The sequence below is a fragment of the Blastomonas sp. SL216 genome (assembly GCA_026625625.1).
Taxonomy (GTDB): Bacteria; Pseudomonadota; Alphaproteobacteria; order Sphingomonadales; family Sphingomonadaceae; genus Blastomonas.
On the sequence record CP113055.1, the window covers coordinates 1,796,946 to 1,813,598 of the forward strand.

Consider the following 16,653-nt stretch of genomic DNA (forward strand, 5'->3'; position numbering starts at 1 on the left):
AAAGCCGAAAGCCCGGCGCAGTGGCCGGGCCTTCGGTGGGATCGGGGATAGCTATGCTGCGCCGCGTCTATTCGGCGGCGATGGCACAGGCGCTGTCCTCCGCATGACCATCGACCAGAGCGGCCAGGCCCTCCGGCAGGTCGGCAGGGCGATCGGGGCCGACCGGGTCGCCGGGCACCGTCCCGTCGCTGCCCGGAGTGCGCAGGGGCTCAGGCAGCCAGCCGGTTTCCTCGAGCAGCCGTTCGGCCTCGCGCGCCATGTCGGCCTTTTTCAGATGGCCGATCATCTGCGCAAACTGCTCGCCCCGGGCTTCGGTGACATCGGCGAGGATGCGCGGCTTGGGAACGCAGCGCAAATAGCCTTGCGAGGTCGCGCGCCATCCGGCGGCGGTGATGTCGAGGCCGACAGCACGTGCGATGACGTGCGAATGCGCCAGCCTGCGCTCGATGCCGTGCCTGGAGATCCGGCCATTGTCATAGCGGGGGACGATCTCGGCCTGGGCATTGAGGCCGAGGGCAGCACAATGCGCGAACAGCCCCGACTGGTCGGCGGGCTTGAGCGCCAGCAAGGCGGTCCACAGGTCTCTTTCCGAGGACGGCAGGCGTAACTTCCAGTCGGCATGGCGTTCGGCAATCGCCCGCGCAGGCGCACTGTCGCCAAGGCCTTCCGGCGGATGGCTGAACTGGACCGGATGAAGGGCGAGCTGCAGGCAGCTTTCGCGGCTGAAGCTGTAAAAGGTCGCCAGCACCATCGCGTGTAGTACCGCCACAAAGGCTGTGGCGGGATCCCTGGCAAACGCATCCTGAAGCGCGAGCGTCCGCCAGGCGGTGAGATCCGAGACCAGCCGGTCGGACAGCGGCCTCAGCATGCTTTCGTCCTCGCCGCTTTCCTGATCAACCTGTCCGACAGCGGATGGGTCCCCGGCCGCTGCTCCATCGCCCCGTGGCAGTTCGGGATTGCCTGTCCGATCCGCGCCCGGACCGCCGGTTCCCTCCGGAACCTCGGGCATCTCGTCCTCTGTCCGCACGAAGCCGCGTTCGACCTGCACCGCTCCGTTCCGATCGATCGTGACGAAGGCACCGGCGCGGGCCATGTCCTCGGGATCGTAGATCAGGGGCCGATCGACCAGCGCGGCGATTTCTGTCTCGATCGCCTCGATGCGCGCTTCCACATCTTGCGGTATCTCGTCTGCATCCGACCATGATGCGGTCAGCTCTTCGGCCTGCGCCTCGAGTTCGGCCAGCCGCTGCGTCTGCTCGGGCGACAGCGATGTCTCGCTGCCGGAAATCCTGCGCATTGCCTGGGTCATGTTCCAGGGCATATCGATGGCGCTCGTCACCCATTTCCAGCCTTCAGCCGCGATGCGGTCGGCATCACTCCTGAGCTTTTCCTCGACCAGCCGGTCGAGCAGAGCAGCGTCGGTCAGCCAGCCGCCATCATCGGGTTCGAACAGGTCGCGCACGATGCTGCCGCCGGCAGCAAGATAGGCGGCCTGTGTCACATAGAGCACCCGCTTGTCTGCGGCGCGCACCGTGCTTTCCGTCAGCCTGTGGCGGATATAGGGGGCGGACCGGTTGAAGCCCTGGCTCAGCATGTCCAAGACCTGTTCCTGGCGCTGGTGATCGTCGCTCACCGTGAACGCCATCAGCTGATCGAGGGTCATGCCATCCTCGGCATAAATTTCGAGAAGCCTGGGCGAGACGGAAGCGAGCTTAAGCCGCTGGCGCACGACAGCGGGTGTCGTCATGAAATGCGCAGCGATCGCCTCGACCTGCTGCCCCTTGTCGACAAGCGCCTGCATCGCGCGGAACTGGTCGAGGGGATGCAGGGGTTCACGCGCCGCATTCTCGGCAAGGCTGTCTTCTTCCGCCAGGATATCGCCGGCAGCCTGCTGGACAATGCAGGGCACAGGCGCGTTGCGCGCCAGCCGCTTCTGTTTCACGAGCAGTTCGAGCGCGCGGTAGCGACGGCCGCCTGCAGGGATTTCGAACATGCCGGTCTCGGCGCCGGTTTCGTCGAGCACCGGGCGGACGTTGAGGCTCTGCAGCAGGCTGCGCCGCGCGATGTCCTCGGCTAGCTCTGCTATCGACAGGCCGCATTTGGTCTGGCGAACATTGGACTGCGACAAAACGAGCCGGTCGAAAGGAATGTCGCGCGAAGGGCTTAAGGTGATGCTGGCTTTTCCTGGTCTGGCCATGGTCATTCTCCATGACGGGCCGCCGGAAGGACTTTCTCCCGGCTCCGGACCCGTCACAGGGGCCCTGCCCTCCTCTTCCTTTCGTGCCTTGGCCGCGCGAACGATCGCCAGATAGCTCTGAAGGAAGCCCTGGCTAAGCCACCCGCCCCATCCATTGTCCGGTACGCCGGCCAGCGGGAAACGTCCGATCTGCGCCCTGGGTTGGAGCGGGCGCGCGAAAGCTTCAGTTTGGTTGCAGTGCTGTTTGACAGGGCCGCGCTCGAAGCGCAGGCTATGGCTTGCGGTTTGTTGCTAGCAGGGGGAATATCGATGAAATTCAACAGTCTTACGCTGGCGCTCGTGATGGGCGCCGGTCTCGCTTCGGGTGCGGCTCTGGCACAGGATGCATCGGCACCGCCGGTGTCGGTGCCCATGGCAGCGCCGGCCGCCAGCCCTGCTCAGCCTGCCGCGCGGGTCGTTCCGCCGAGCACCGTGCTCACCGTCACGCCGCTGGCCGAAATCACCTCGAAGCGGATCGAGGAAGGTGACAAGTTCCAGTTCAGCGTGGTCGCCGACGTTGTCGAAGGCGGCGTCATCGCCATTCCGCGGGGCAGCATGGTTCAGGGCACGATCACCTGGAAAACCGGTCGCGCGATTGGCGGCAAGTCGGGCAAGTTCGAGGTCACGTTCGATCATGTGACGGTCAATGGTCGCAACTACAAGCTGACCGGCCTCCACCGGCAGGAAGGCCGGGGTAACAGCGTCGGTGCGCTGCTGGGCTCGATGATCGTTTCGGGGCGTTCTGCCGTGATGCTGCCGGGCCAGATGGCCAATGCCATTACCGCCGAACCCATTCCGTTCTGAAAGATGCGCTGAGCGGCCAGCCTTGCCCTTCCCGGCCTGAGCGCTGAAGGGACAAGGCTGGCTATGAATATTGGGCCAATGCCGGCAGGTGCGCCCCGTCTGCGAGCGCAAGCAGATAGTCGAATGCCCTGGAGGCGGCACTGGCCGCACGAAGTATGGCGCGGTGATCCTCCTTCAGGATAGCGAGCCAGGAACCGATATAATCGGCATGTCGCACCGTAGGCCGGATGCTCAGTGCCGCGCACACAAATGCCCCGGCCATTTCGGCGACAAGCTCTTCCTTGCCATAGGGTACCGAACCGAAGGCTCCGCTCTGGTCGCGGTTCAGCCGCGAGCCATGGCCAGTCCAGTGCGCGAGCTCATGAAAGGCAGTGCGGGGCCAGTTGACCGGCTCGTGAAAGGCATCGGGCGGTGGCACCGCCACGAAGTCCCGGACCGGATCGTAACAGGCATGCGGCCCGCCAATTCTGAAGTCAGCGCCGGTTGCAGCGATGAGCGCAGCTGCTTCGGGCAGGATAGCATCGCCGGTCGCAGCCTCGGGTCTGATCGTGATTGGCTCGGGCAGGCCTTCGCACTGATCGGTCGAGAAAACCGTGAATGTCCTGAGGATCGAAAAGGCCCTGGCAGATTCTCCTTCTGCGTCTGCCGTTCCCCTCCCCTTGTCAGTGCCGCGAACCCGACGTGCGTAGACTGTCGCGGTACCGCGCTCGCCGCGCCGCACCGTACCGCCGAGTTCAGCGGCCTGACGAAAGGTCAGAAACCCCTGCCCGGAAAAGCCGCGGCTGGCAGCGGCGTTCCACAGCGTGAGGATGTTGATGCCGCTATAGCGCCGCCGGCTCGCCGCATTGTACGGCAGACCGATGGCCGGATGCCTGCAATCCCAGGGCTGGACCCAGGGCACACTTCCCTTTTCAAGCTGCGCGATGATCTCATCGGTCACCGTGCGACAGATATCCGGCCGAGGCGAAGTGCCGGCTGCAGATCGGTAGGTTCGGGGCATGGATGGTCTCCGCGACGGCCGGCGGGCGAACCTCTCGCCGCGCTTCATGCCGTCACCCCGCCCATTCCCCCTCTCGCTCCGATCCTTGCGCCGTAGACAGCCGCCGGCTCGCCGAGTGTGGCTATCGCCTGGCGCCGCCGCAGGCTGGGGACCTTCGGGTCAGGCAAGAGGATGAGACAAGACCGTCTGTCCGCGCGCTGCCCCTGAAATAGAACCGGAAGCGGTTGCAATTGCGCTGATGCGAGTCTTTCGCAACTGGGCAGACGATGCTATGGTGCCCGCCGGTCGCTACCGGGAAGAACCAGGCCAGAAGAGCTGCCGGCATCCCGATGGCAAGCGCGCAATCGCGAGCATTTCAGCCGTTCGGCGATCCCGGACAGGAACCGGACATCGTCGTTTCAAAGGGGTGGCATGCAGGGTCGACGGGTCGGAAACGCGCCTGCTGCCGATGTTTGTACGTGAACCAATGGAATGTGACACAGGATCTGTCGCAGGAAATCGCCTGCGCGAACGATGAAGCAGCGCTCTTTGCCGCTCTCGCCAAGGCCACCGCGACGATGCGCTTCGACCATTTTGCGCTTGCCTATGACCGAAGGGGTCTCGCCGATCCGGGGAGCCTCCTCGTCCACAATTATCCCGAAGGCTGGGCCACGGTCTATAACGGGTTCGATCTGGGCAAGGCAGACCCCGTTCGCCGGGCAGGCGAACGCGCACTGACAGGGTTCAGCTGGCACGAGCTCGAACTCTATGTCCCGCTCACCAAGGGCGACAGGCAGATGCTGGCTGTCGGCCGCGAGAACGGTCTGGTCGATGGCTATACCGTCCCGAGGCATCTGGTCGGCGAGGCCAGCGGCACCTGCACCTTCGTCATCCGGCATGAGCGCGACTTGCCGCCCGATATGCGCCACTGCGCCGAGATCGTCGGCGCAACAGCGCTTGCAGCTGCCCGCCGGATCAGCGGGGCAAGGCCGGTCGATCCAAGGCCGGTATTGAGCGAACGCCAGCGCGAATGCGTGCTCTGGTCGGCGCGGGGCAAGACCGCCGGCGAGATCGCTGCAATCCTCGGCATCAGCGAGGAAACGGTCACGCAACATCTCAAGAATGCCCGCGAGCGCTACGATGTCCATGGCCGCCAGATGCTGGTCCTGTGCGCGATGTTCGATGGCGTGATCGGCTTCTCGGATGTCTTCGACTGGTGGACGCCCGCCTGAGCATATCTGCTGGCAGGCAGAGCCATCGCCGAGCGCTTCCGTCCGGGCAAGGCGCTGCACGGCTGCCCCCTCCCCTGAACTGGGTATACCGAAAGCAGCAGCGCAATGGTCTTTTCCAGGGGCACAAGCCCTTGAAGGAACGATCATGATTCCAGCACCGATCAGCGTGAAACCCCGCATCCAGGAAGAGGCGATGCGCGCCATGTTCGCAGCGCGAAAGCAGGTGTTCGTCGACCTGCTCGGCTGGGACCTTCCCGTTCTGGAAGATCGGTTCGAGATCGACCAGTTCGATACGGCCGCGGCGCGCTACCTGATCCTGCTGGGACCCGAAGGCGAGCACCGGGCCTCGGCCAGGCTTCTGCCCACGACAGCACCCCATATCCTCGGCACGCTCTATCCGCATCTGTGCGATGGAGAGGTCCCGCGCGATTCATCCATTATGGAGATATCGCGCTTCTGCCTCGACAGGAACCAGGATGCCGCATCGCGCCTGTCATCGCGCAACCAGCTGGTGACCGCGCTGGTGGATCACGCGCTGTGCGAGGGCATCGGCCTCTATACCGGCGTGGCCGAGCTCGGCTGGCTGGCGCAAATTCTTCGCTTCGGCTGGGATTGCCAGCCGCTGGGAGAGCCTGCGGGCGACAGGGGCTCGAAGATCGGAGCCCTCGCCATCACGATCGATGCCAGCACGCGGCCGAGCCTCGAGCGCACTGGTATCTACACGCCGCTTGCGCTCCAGCTCGTCGAAGGCCGGGAGCAGGTCGCATGAGCGCGATATCCTCGGCTGAGCTGGCCGCAGCCCTGCTGGAAAGTGGCTATTGCATCGTGCCCGACCTGGTCGAGCGCGACTCGATAGAGGCGCTGGACCAGGACCTCCATCCGGTCTTTGCCGCGACACCTTTTGGTCAGGGAGATTTCTACGGATACCGGACCAAGCGTTTCGGCGCCCTGCTGAAGCGCTCGGCCCAGGCTCAAAGGCTGGCGCTCGAGACGACCATCCTGGGCGCCGTGAAAGCGATCCTGGGCGATGCAAGCGACACCATCCAGATCAATGTCGCCCAGGCCATCGAGATTCATCCAGGCGAAGTGCGCCAGTTCCCCCATCGCGATCACGACATGTGGAACGGCGCCAAGGGCGCGCACGAATATCTGGTGAATGTGATCTGGCCATTGACGCCCTTCCGCGCCGAGAATGGTGCAACGCAAATCTATCCTCACAGCCATGGTGCTGAGGGCATGGCGAGGCAGGATCCGGGCAAGCCGGTGATCGCACAATGCGATCCGGGATCGGCAATCTGCTTCCTCGGCTCCACCGCCCATGGCGCGGGTGCCAACCTCACAAATAGCGTCAGGCGCGCGGTGGTCATCGGCTACAGCCTTGGCTGGCTCAAACCCTATGAAAATCTCTGGCTGGCCTATCCTCCTGCAATTGCCCGAACGTTCCCACCCGAGCTTGCAGCGCTGGTGGGATATGTCCAGCACCGCCCCAATCTCGGGAATTTCGAGGGCCAGTGCCCGTCGGTGCTGTTACGGGATGATATTGACGAGCATCTTGCAGCCATGGATGCGCTGCGGCCCGACCAGGCCGCGATGGTAGCAGAGTTTGCAGCGCAGGAGCGCCTCGCGCGGTGAGCCCTGCCCATGTGATCGAGCCGACCTATGACGCGATACGGCGGCGACTGATGCATGGACACTGGCCGCCTGGGACCCGGCTTGAGGCCGCCCGTATCGCCGATCAGCTGCATGTGAGCGTCACCCCGGTACGCGACAGCCTGTACCGGCTGACGGGTGAGCGCATGGTCGATTTCGAACATGGCGAGGGCTTTCATGTCCCGCGCATCACCGAGAGCCGCCTTCGCGCGATGCTGGAGCTGCATCTGGTCCTGGTTCTGACGGGCCTTGCAACGCGCACCAGGGCCCCGGCGGACCCGCCGGCTGGCGATGCAGACGGCTCGGACGGGTTCGCCAGCCTGTTCCGGCATATCGCGACGCGTTCGGGAAATGCAGAGCTCGCCTCTGCCATTGCTGGGCTCGGTGACAGGCTTCATCCGTTTCGGGCATTCGACGCTTCGATATTCGATGACATCGACGAAGAATTGGAAAAGCTCCAAGCGGCTGTAGCAAAAGACGCTCCGCGCGAAGAGATCACGCCATTGCTGATGCATTATCATCATCGCCGCGTAGTGGAGGCCGATGCCTATGTGCGACTCAGGTCCGTCTGAAAAACGCGCCAGCAGATATTGCCCGTCCGCATGTCGTTCCTGAGAAGTTTTCTTGTCATTGCAAGCCGTTCCTGACACTATTGCCTGGCACCCCGCAAACATGGCAGCGCGGTGCGGGATATCCCGCCAGGCATTATGAACGCCCGTCCGGCAGCGGACAGGCGGCCGCAACGGATGACGCGCGAGAGATGTCACCCCATGTCGGCACAGCACTGGAGAACGGACGCACCGGCACTGCCGGCGCGCCTGCTCGTGCCTTTGCGGATGCTGCTGCGTGTCTTCGCCGAAATGGAAAAGCGCTTCTCCCGGCCGTCACCCTTTCTCGGTGTCATCGGCCTGCCATGTCCATCCCGATGACCGGCCGCATGCGCCCGAGCCTGCTGCGCGCGCTGCTTCCGATCTCGACACGGCCTTTCGCGAGCATGGCAGGGCGCTGCTTCAGTTCCTGCGCCGCAAGGCCGGAGCCGACGAAGCACCCGATCTGGTGCAGGAAGTTTTCGTGCGGGCAGCAGGCAGTGCGCAGCGCGACAGCCTGGTCAATCCCGGGGGATTTCTTCGGCGTATCGCAAGCAACCTCCTCATCGACAGGTCGCGCAAGGAAGAACGCCGGGGTGGAGGCGATCTCTCGTTCTGCGAGGAGCGCGATTGTGCCAGCCCTGCCCAGCAGACATGGGATATCGAGGCGGCCGATCTGATGGGGCTTTACGAGGCTGCGCTGGGCACCATGTCACCCAGGTCGCGGGAAGTGTTTCTGATGCACCGGGTGGACGAGCTCAGCTATCGCGAGATACACGAGAAGCTGGGGATCAGCGTGGCGACAGTGGAATATCACATGATGAAGGCGCTCGCGCATATCGCCCAGGCAGTGGGTTACGAGCGATGATGTCCGGCGATAGCGACGGTGTGGCAGACGAAGCCGCCATGGGCTGGCTGGTCAGAATGCGGGGCGAGGATCGGGACCGGCTTCGCGGCGACTTCGAGGCCTGGCTCGAAGCATCGGCTGGTAATCGCGCAGCCTATCAGCGGGCAGAACGACTGCTGGGACAGTCGGCGATACTGAAGGGCTCAGCGCGTTACGGCGAAAATCGTGCGCGAGCGCCTCTGCGCCCTGCAGCAGATGCCAGCCGCTCGCCAGGAGCAAGGCGATGGCTGATGGCCGGAGCGATGGCGGCAGCTGCAGCGATGCTGTTTGTAGCCTTCAACGCTGGCGGCGCGACGCTGTCGGGCCCCTATCGAAACAATCCGATGGCAGCCTGGGCCGCCGAGCCCCTTGTCACCCGGCATGGCGAGATCCGGCGCTTCCATCTGGATGACGGATCGGTGGCAACGCTCGATACCGATACCCGGCTCGAAGTGGCCATGACGCCCGAGGCGAGACTGGTCCGCCTGGTGAAAGGCAGGGCCCGGCTGCAGATTGCGAGGGATGCAAGACCATTCAGAATCGAGGCGGGCAAAGGTGTCGTGACAACACGCGAGGCATCGCTCGATATCGAAATGGCTTTGGACGGCAGGATCGCTGTCACGCTGGCGAGCGGTGCTGCCGGCATTGAACCCGCCGCCGGGCGCTGGAATGCTGCAGGACCGCTGCAGCTCGTTGCCAGCCAGTCCATCGCGTACCGCGCGGATGATCAGGCCCTGGCCATCGAACGGCAAGCGGCATCAAGAGCGATGACCGACTGGCCCTCCGGTTGGGCAGAATATCGTGTCGTCCGGGTCGACCAGCTGGTTGCACAGGCAAATCGCTATGCCGCCGTCCCGATCGTCATCGCCGACCCCCGGATTGGCGGGCTCGAGGTCTCGGGCCGGTTCAGGATCAGCGAGACCGAGAGCTTCATCGACAGGCTTTCGCGATTGCTCGGTCTTCAGGCCGAGCGCAGGCCGGACAGCATCCGTTTGCGCTCCCGATAATTTTTTGAGTGCCTGACTAAGGTCGAACCATCGCCAGCGTCATTCCCCCTCCAGAGGCCGCATGTCTTCCCGACAAGCTGCCCGAAACCCGTGGGGAGATGAATGATGTCAGGGAAATACCGGTTCGTGATGGCACTGATGGCGGGCGCCGCGCTGGGATGTCTGCCGGCCGCAGCGCAGGCCCAGCAGCAGGAGAAGATCGCCTTCGATCTTCCGGCGCAGGATCTGGGCGATGCGCTTCGCAGCGTTGCTGCACGCGGCGCGATCGAGCTCTATGCCTCGGCAGACGATCTCGAGGGGCTGAAGGCCCCCCGGCTCGAAGGCAGCCTGACGACGCGCGAGGCCATCGAAGCGCTGCTGCGCGGAACAGGACTTGTGGCGCGGTTCGAGCCGGGAGCCGTGACGATACGCCGCGCCGATGGCAGGCGCGCCAGCGAAGGCGATGCGCAGTCCGATCCGATCGTCGTTACCGGCTCGCGCATCCGGGGAGCGCCGTCGGCGGTTCCGCTGACGACCGTAACCAGCGAGGACATCCGCAATGGCGGCCTGAACGATCTCGGCGAGGTCGCGCGCAGCCTGCCGCAGAATTTCGGCGGCGGCCAGAACCCGGGTATCGGCAACACGCAGGGTGCCGCCAACGAGAACGTCAATGTCAACGGAGCATCGACATTCAACCTTCGCGGTATCGGCCCCAATGCCACGCTGACGCTGATCAACGGCAACCGCTTTGCGTTCAGCGGGGTCAATTCGGTGATCGACGTGAGCGCCATTCCCGTGGCTGCGGTCGACCGGGTCGAGGTGATCGCCGACGGGGCATCGGCGATCTATGGTGCGGATGCGGTGGCCGGCGTGGTCAACATCATCCTCAAGCGGAGTTACGAGGGCGTCTCGACAACGGCACGCGTCGGCGGATCGACCGAAGGCGGCAATTTCCAGCAGCAGTTCAGCGCTCTTGCCGGAACCAGCTGGTCAACGGGCGGGATTCTGGCGGCTTATGATGCGAGCACCAATACGTCGATCCAGGCCAATGCTCGCAGCTATACCGCCTCGACAAATCCTGCCTCCACGATCTTGCCGGATCTGCGTCGCCACGCCATCCTTCTCAGTGCGCATCAGGCACTGGGCGCAGGTATCGAGCTCAGTGCCGATATGATCTACAAGACCGGCAGGCAGCGGCTCGCATCAGCGTTCACCTTGAGCCAACCGGTCACACAATCCGGTATCCTCACGCGAACGGAGTTCGAGACCTTCGGCATTGCTCCGAAGGTTACCGTAGATCTGTCGAACGACTGGACCCTCGAAATCCTGGGTTTCTACGGCACCGACACAACTGACGGGTTGTCCCGGATCTTCGCTGGCGGGGCACAGACCGGCACAGGTGTCCGCATATACGACAACCGCAATTTTTCGATCGAAGCCGGTCTGCAGGGTGCTCTGTTCGAACTTCCAGCAGGATCGGTCCGGATCGCAGCCGGCGCAGGCTACCGGTCCAGTGTGTTCGACGCCCGGCTGGACGCCCGAACCATCGAGAGGGTTCGGAAAAACTATTTCGCCTATGGTGAGCTGTTCGTGCCTATCACCAGCCCGGAACAGGGGATTGCCCTTGCGCACCGCACATCGCTGACTGGGGCGCTGCGCTATGAGGACAATTCGGATTCGGGCGATGTCGTGACGCCAAAGCTGGGCTTCGTCTACGAACCCATTGCCGAGCTCACCTTCGGCGTCTCCTGGGGCAAGTCGTTCAAGCTGCCGACCCTTCTTCAGCAATATTCAGGCTATGCAGCCGTTCTCGCCCCTGTCGGTGGTTTCGGCCAGGGTTTTCCGCCGGGTTCGACAGTGGCAGTAGCACTGGGTGCCAGCGAAATACTTGAACCCGAGCGGTCCGAAAACTGGACGTTCAGCGCGACAGCCAGACCTGCTGCCAACCTGGAACTTTCGGCGAGCTATTTTCACATCGACTACACGGATCGGGTCGCTCCCCCCCTGGTGTCGTCTGCAGGCGTTCTGAACAATCCGGTCTTCGCTGACCTCGTCACTTTCAATCCCTCTGCTGCCCTTCTGGACGCTCTGTTCAGCCGGGCGAATGGCGGACTGCAGAATGCTACCGGGGCCCCCTATAACCCTTCGCGCGTCGTCGCCCTTCTCGATGCGCGTTCGCGCAACATCGCCCAGCAGACCTATAGCGGGATCGATGTTTCAGCGCGCTACGACCTTTCGTTCGGAGATGACCGGCAGCTATCGCTCAGCCTGGGCGGAACCTGTATGGATAGCACTCAGCGCCTGCTGCCGGGCCTTCCTGTTACCGAGCTTGCCGGGACCATTTTCTTTCCGCCGCATCTGCGCGCCCGGGCCGGCGCGACGTTCACGACGAAGCGGATCTCGTTGTCTTCATTTGTGAACTATACCGGCGGTGTCACCGACAACCGACGACCGACACAACCGCAACTGTCCTCGTTCACTGCGCTCGACCTGACCGCGCGACTGAGCCTGGGTCACGGCACTGAAATTGCTTTCAATGCCCTCAACATCTTCAATGAGAAGCCCGAGCCGATTTTCACCGCAGCCGCGTTCGACACTCCCTTCGATACAACCAATTACTCGGCTGTCGGGCGTTTCCTTGGCCTGACGATCCGTCATGACTGGTAAGGCGCTCGCGAAACGCACGCAGGCTGCCGGCTGGCCGATCCTGGCCAGCCTGCTCCTTGGCGGGCAGCTGACTGAAGCAAAGGCGGAGACGCCTGAGCGTCGGTGGACACTGGAAGATATCGTGACGGCTCCGAAGGTCACCTCTCTGGCACTGTCCTCCGATGGATCTGAACTGGCATATATCCAGAGGGCGGGAGATATCGAGAAGAACCAGACAATGCATTTCGTCTATCGAGTGGATCTGTCCACTGGCGAGCGAACGGAAATGGCGCGCGCCGGCGCGGCCACGCAGCTCGAAGCCATGAAGGGAGAGCGAGGCTGGCATGTGTTGCTCGATATAGGTGAGGGGCAACAGCTTTACCGGGTCGACTCAGGCTCAAAACCTCAGCTCGTCCTCGCGAGCGAGGCAAGCGTAATGATAGGAGAGACAGAGGGCGGCCTTTTTGCAGTCTCTTTCATCGCGCCGCATCGTGTCGGCGTGTTGGCCTATGACTGGTCTCCGGATCGCAAATGGTTGTGGTACGCGGCCCTAAAACCTGGGTTCGCCAAGCCCAAAGTACAGTTCGACAACGAAGTCGTCCTGCAGAAGCAAAGGCGTCGTGCGCCCGTCAGTGCCGTTGTCGAACTCCGACTGCGGTCTGCTTCCGGCGAAGATGTTCTCGTCGCTACCCGACCGGCGAGCGATCGTCTGGCATTCTATTATGCCGGAACCGTAAGCTGGGCCGACGATGGATTGCGATATTACGTTGAAACCACGTCGGGCACGCAAAGTGATAGATCCGAAGCGTTCGACCTGAAGTTCGGTTCGACGACAAGCATCCCGGCAGGCGAGCAACAGGGCCTTTCTTCTGTCGACTTCATGAAGGGGCCTCGGGGAGGTCTGCTATCCACCGACGGATATGGTTCAGAATTGGAACTGGTCGAAACGCGAGCCGACGGCACAAGACATAGCTATGGCAGGTATCCGTATTTTCTGGGGCACCCAATGGCTGCAGGAAGCTGGCGATCAGCGGATGGCAGGCGCACAGTCCTCGGCATGCGCACTACCACGCATCCACGATATGGACTGGCGCTTGTCTCGTCCCAAGGTGCGCGCTCAATCGTGACACAGGGAAGCCTCACACAATGCGATTTTCTAGAGAACCTTGATTGGGGCATCTGTGTCGAGGAATCGATGACCCAGCCTCCTCGGTTGGTCAAAGTCGAACCTGCAAAAGGCAAAGTCTCACAAATTATACCGCTCTCCGCGCGACACGAAGCAATAACTCCGTTGCGGGTTACATCCCACCATTGGAATAACCGTTCGGGTCACGCTGCTACAGGATTCATAGTCTGGCCGCGTGACTATGATCCAGGGCGCCGGTATCCTTCGATACTCGTCACGCACGGCCACGACGCCGACGAGCGGTTTGCCGATCAGGACCTGCAATGGGAGTATCCGATTCAACTCTGGGCAGAGCGGGGCTATGTCGTCATTCTCGCTAATGAGCCATCTCCGCGGCAAAGCCCGGAACTCATGGCCGCCTTTGCCCAGTGGGTGTCTGGCACAGGACCGCTTTCACCGATCGAAGTTCAAAGTCGCGCCTGGCTAAACGTGGTTGAGACTTTCGAGGATGTTGTAAGCCAGCTCGTGCTTAAAGGCATCGTCGACAGCACGCGCGTTGGCATTGCGGGCTATAGCCGTGGGTCGCAGATCACAAATGTCGCCATTACGCAATCAAGAGCGTTCAAGGTCGCATCCAGCGGCGATGGCCATTTTCTGGAACCCGCCATCTATCCCATATCCATCAGATCCTATGGTGCCATTTTTGGCGGCCCGCCTTCGGGGCGGTTTCTGGAAAACTATCTTCGGATATCGCCATCGCTGCGTGCCGGTGTTGTATGCGCACCGGTCCTTCAGCAGGTCGCAGGCCCACATGCCGGTGCAATCGACTTCCATGTGGCGTTGCGCTCGACGAGCGTCCCTGCCCAGATCAGCATGTACCCGGGCGAGACAACGGCAGCCGAAGAAACTCACCTGTTTCATATACCTTCAAATCGGCTGCTCGCGATGCGCGAGAACCTTGCATGGTTCGATTTCTGGTTGCTGGGCAAACGTGACCCCGACGCGGCCTTTTCCGACCGTGTTGATCGCTGGGCCGCGATGGCAGATGCGTTCAGCAAGAACTGTTCGGTCAACGCCGATGGAAACCAGGACTTTGCGCCGCCGGTCAGATAGCATCGCTCCACCAGCGAGCCCATGCCTCTGCCGCGCAAAGGTCCAGGATACGCCTCGCCTTATCCGAGCCGCTGGCGGTCACAGGATTGATCCCCTCGAAAATCGAGAGGTCAAGCAAGCCTGCCCGTGCGAGCAGTCCATCCCGCAGCATCTGTTCTGCTTTCTGGCGATTTGCCTGGAATATTTCGGCCATGAAGCCTGAAGGGCCGCCCTTTGAAGTTCGCCTCAGAAGCTGATGGGGAACGATGCTGCGAACGGCTTCGCGTGCAACTGCACGATTGATTCCATCATGGACCCAGTGCCAGGTCGGAATGCCCAGGCACAGCTCAATGATCGGCTGGGAAAGCAACGGAGCAATATGGACGGGAGACTCTGCCCTTGGATAAAGCTCGATGCCACGATGCGCGCGTATGATCTGCTTCACGTGCCCGATCTTGCCCGGGAGTGCGCCCTCGGTATCTTCGAGCCAGGGGTGAAGCGGCCGGAAGGGCCCGAGCGCTTCGATAAATGAGGCTGATAGGCCTGACTTGTTACGATAGATGCGGGGCGGACCACCAACGCGCCTGTATATACCCAAAGCGTGGCGCAGGATCGTCATGCCGTCGGCGCCCGTCAGAAGACTGAGATCGCGCAGCGTGTTCATAACTCCCGATCGGGCCCCTTGCGTCAGGAACCGGTCGACGAACGGGGCCGCCGTGGCGAGGCTGCAGAACACATTGTCGCCGCCGTTTCCGGAAAAATAGGCGTCGATATGATGCTCGCTGGAAAAGCCGGAATGGATCGCGGCGATACCCTGCATGAAATAAGGGGCGTTTGGCCATGCGTGGTGCGGGGCGACAGGTTTCTCGATATCGATGGACGACAGGCTGTAATGCCGTTCGTGCAGAGGACGTCCGAGCGCTGAAGCAAGAACAGAGGCGTAGCTTCGCTCATCACCGCCCGCACCACTGCTGACGATGTTGAGGCAATGAAGCTCAAGCGCCTGCGAATGTGTTGCGCAGGCGACGATGGATGAATCGAGTCCGCCTGAAACGCCCAGGACGGCCGACTTGAAGCACGATGCCCAGGAGCCCACACAATCCAGCAATACCCTGCGCAGCCTCGATGCATTGGTCTCGAACGAGAGCAGGCGCTCGGGAGTCGTCCACGGCCATGGAGACCACCACTGACTTATCGTATGACCCTCTGGAGTGGAGGTGATGCACTCACCTGGAAGCAGCTCCATGACCCCTGAGATGCAGGTTTCGCGGCCTATCGTATCGACGCCTATCAGCAGTCTTCCGATTTCGATGAAATTGACAGCTTGAGGACCACGCTGGGCAAGCTGCGTGACATCACTGGCCAATGCCAGAGAGCCGGCTTCCGATCGGTAATAGCAGGGCATTTGCGCTGATGGATCACGCAGTACCGAGACACTGCCATCCACTCCCGTCAAAACCGCAACATATGCTCCCCAGAAGTCACCCAGCAGCGAGCGTCCACCGCTTGCCCGGATCGCCAGAACTTCATCGGCAGCAAATTCGACGATGCGAACGCTCGGGTCTGTCCGTGAGAAAAGATGACCGATGACACAGCCATGACTGCCTATCGGGATCACCGGAGTGTCACTCCACACGCGTCCGGTGCCGGCCCCGAAGGAAGAAACGGCATTGCCGCCAGCGGCGCTTCGCCCGACGTCCTGCCGGTGCGAAATTTCTATGCGATAATGCCCTGCCATCAAGCCACCAGAATAGGTTTGTAAGCTTCGACGAGCTCGAGCGAATCTGTCAGAACAGTCGAGCCCAGCTGAACCCAGCAATGGGCGGAAAATGGCAGCGCAACGCCGATGACAAGGTCAGCATGGCAACCCTGGCGAGCAAGCATGCGTTTCATGGCGACACCTCGCGGCAGGCACTGATCAGTTCCGGAGATCAGATAGCGAGCCTGTTGGAATGCAGATGCGACGTGCAGCGCATGCTGATGCTCATTCGGGATGTGGCGCTCGCTGACTGGTTGTATTTCGCCGAGAATTCGTGCGATCGGACGGCGCCTGATAGCGCGCCTTGCTGCGATCTGCGCAAACGCGGCCCTGGCCGTGCACACAAATCGCGCCGATGGCAGGTCATTGTCCAGTGCACTGAATTCAGGGGCAGGAAGGTCTGGCAAATTGTTGGACGGCTGATGCACACCCGGGCAGATTATTCGCTTTGAAATGAGCCAGGCCAGATCGGCTTCATCTGCCCTGCCCTCACGAAACTTCCGAAATCGGACCTCGGCGTCCTGACTGAGCAGAAAATAGCGATCACGAGCGAGATCCAGAAATATTGAATGCATCCCGATGGTGCAGCAACGCATATCCGGAGAGAGCCTGTATTCCATAATGAACTGCCCGAGACCAGCAATGGCGTGCAGCCTTGAGGCTGCACGCC

13 protein-coding genes are annotated in these 16,653 nt (G+C 62.2%); 9 read left to right on the forward strand and 4 right to left on the reverse strand.

From position 1 onward, the window contains the following. Positions 1-67 precede the first annotated feature (67 nt). Entirely contained in the window at positions 68-2,197 is a 2,130-nt protein-coding gene (locus OU999_08520; protein WAC25212.1) for a ParB/RepB/Spo0J family partition protein, read from the reverse strand. Positions 2,198-2,506: 309 nt separating this feature from the next. On the opposite strand from OU999_08520, the gene OU999_08525 reads away from it, so the two are divergent. Beyond that, positions 2,507-3,040, forward strand: coding sequence for a hypothetical protein (locus OU999_08525; protein WAC25213.1), 534 nt, complete (start codon positions 2,507-2,509; stop codon positions 3,038-3,040). Positions 3,041-3,101: 61 nt separating this feature from the next. Here OU999_08525 and OU999_08530 read toward each other — a convergent pair whose 3' ends face one another. Continuing rightward, positions 3,102-4,040 (reverse strand): zincin-like metallopeptidase domain-containing protein, encoded by a 939-nt coding sequence (locus OU999_08530; protein WAC25387.1) that lies wholly within the window; start codon positions 4,038-4,040, stop codon positions 3,102-3,104. Between the two features lie 473 nt (positions 4,041-4,513). On the opposite strand from OU999_08530, the gene OU999_08535 reads away from it, so the two are divergent. The 8 genes from OU999_08535 (at position 4,514) to OU999_08570 (ending at position 14,245) form a co-directional block, all read left to right on the forward strand. Further along, positions 4,514-5,251 (forward strand): LuxR family transcriptional regulator, encoded by a 738-nt coding sequence (locus tag OU999_08535; GenBank protein WAC25214.1) that lies wholly within the window; start codon positions 4,514-4,516, stop codon positions 5,249-5,251. A gap of 145 nt (positions 5,252-5,396) precedes the next feature. Further along, positions 5,397-6,020, forward strand: a complete 624-nt coding sequence (locus OU999_08540) for an autoinducer synthase (protein ID WAC25215.1) — start codon at positions 5,397-5,399, stop codon at positions 6,018-6,020. Next, the gene (locus tag OU999_08545) at positions 6,017-6,883 is read left to right on the forward strand and encodes a phytanoyl-CoA dioxygenase family protein (protein ID WAC25216.1); all 867 of its coding nucleotides are present in this window, start codon (positions 6,017-6,019) and stop codon (positions 6,881-6,883) included. Before OU999_08540 ends, OU999_08545 begins: the two co-directional genes overlap by 4 nt. Next, complete coding sequence (locus OU999_08550; GenBank protein ID WAC25217.1) at positions 6,880-7,473, forward strand: GntR family transcriptional regulator; 594 nt, start codon at positions 6,880-6,882, stop codon at positions 7,471-7,473. Before OU999_08545 ends, OU999_08550 begins: the two co-directional genes overlap by 4 nt. A gap of 325 nt (positions 7,474-7,798) precedes the next feature. Further along, the gene (locus tag OU999_08555; protein ID WAC25218.1) at positions 7,799-8,356 is read left to right on the forward strand and encodes an RNA polymerase sigma factor; all 558 of its coding nucleotides are present in this window, start codon (positions 7,799-7,801) and stop codon (positions 8,354-8,356) included. Next, entirely contained in the window at positions 8,353-9,381 is a 1,029-nt protein-coding gene (locus OU999_08560) for a FecR domain-containing protein (GenBank protein ID WAC25219.1), read from the forward strand. The genes OU999_08555 and OU999_08560 overlap by 4 nt, the downstream gene beginning before the upstream one ends. A 129-nt stretch (positions 9,382-9,510) precedes the next feature. Then, positions 9,511-12,027, forward strand: a complete 2,517-nt coding sequence (locus OU999_08565) for a TonB-dependent receptor (GenBank protein ID WAC25388.1) — start codon at positions 9,511-9,513, stop codon at positions 12,025-12,027. After that, positions 12,017-14,245, forward strand: coding sequence for a prolyl oligopeptidase family serine peptidase (locus OU999_08570; GenBank protein ID WAC25220.1), 2,229 nt, complete (start codon positions 12,017-12,019; stop codon positions 14,243-14,245). Before OU999_08565 ends, OU999_08570 begins: the two co-directional genes overlap by 11 nt. Here the strand turns inward: OU999_08570 and OU999_08575 are convergent. Together OU999_08575 and OU999_08580 are read right to left on the reverse strand one after the other, a co-directional pair. Continuing rightward, entirely contained in the window at positions 14,238-15,962 is a 1,725-nt protein-coding gene (locus tag OU999_08575) for an asparagine synthase-related protein (protein ID WAC25221.1), read from the reverse strand. The genes OU999_08570 and OU999_08575 overlap by 8 nt on opposite strands. Further along, on the reverse strand, positions 15,962-16,603 hold the full coding sequence (locus OU999_08580; protein ID WAC25222.1) for a lasso peptide biosynthesis B2 protein: 642 nt from the start codon (positions 16,601-16,603) through the stop codon (positions 15,962-15,964). Before OU999_08580 ends, OU999_08575 begins: the two co-directional genes overlap by 1 nt. Positions 16,604-16,653 lie beyond the last annotated feature (50 nt).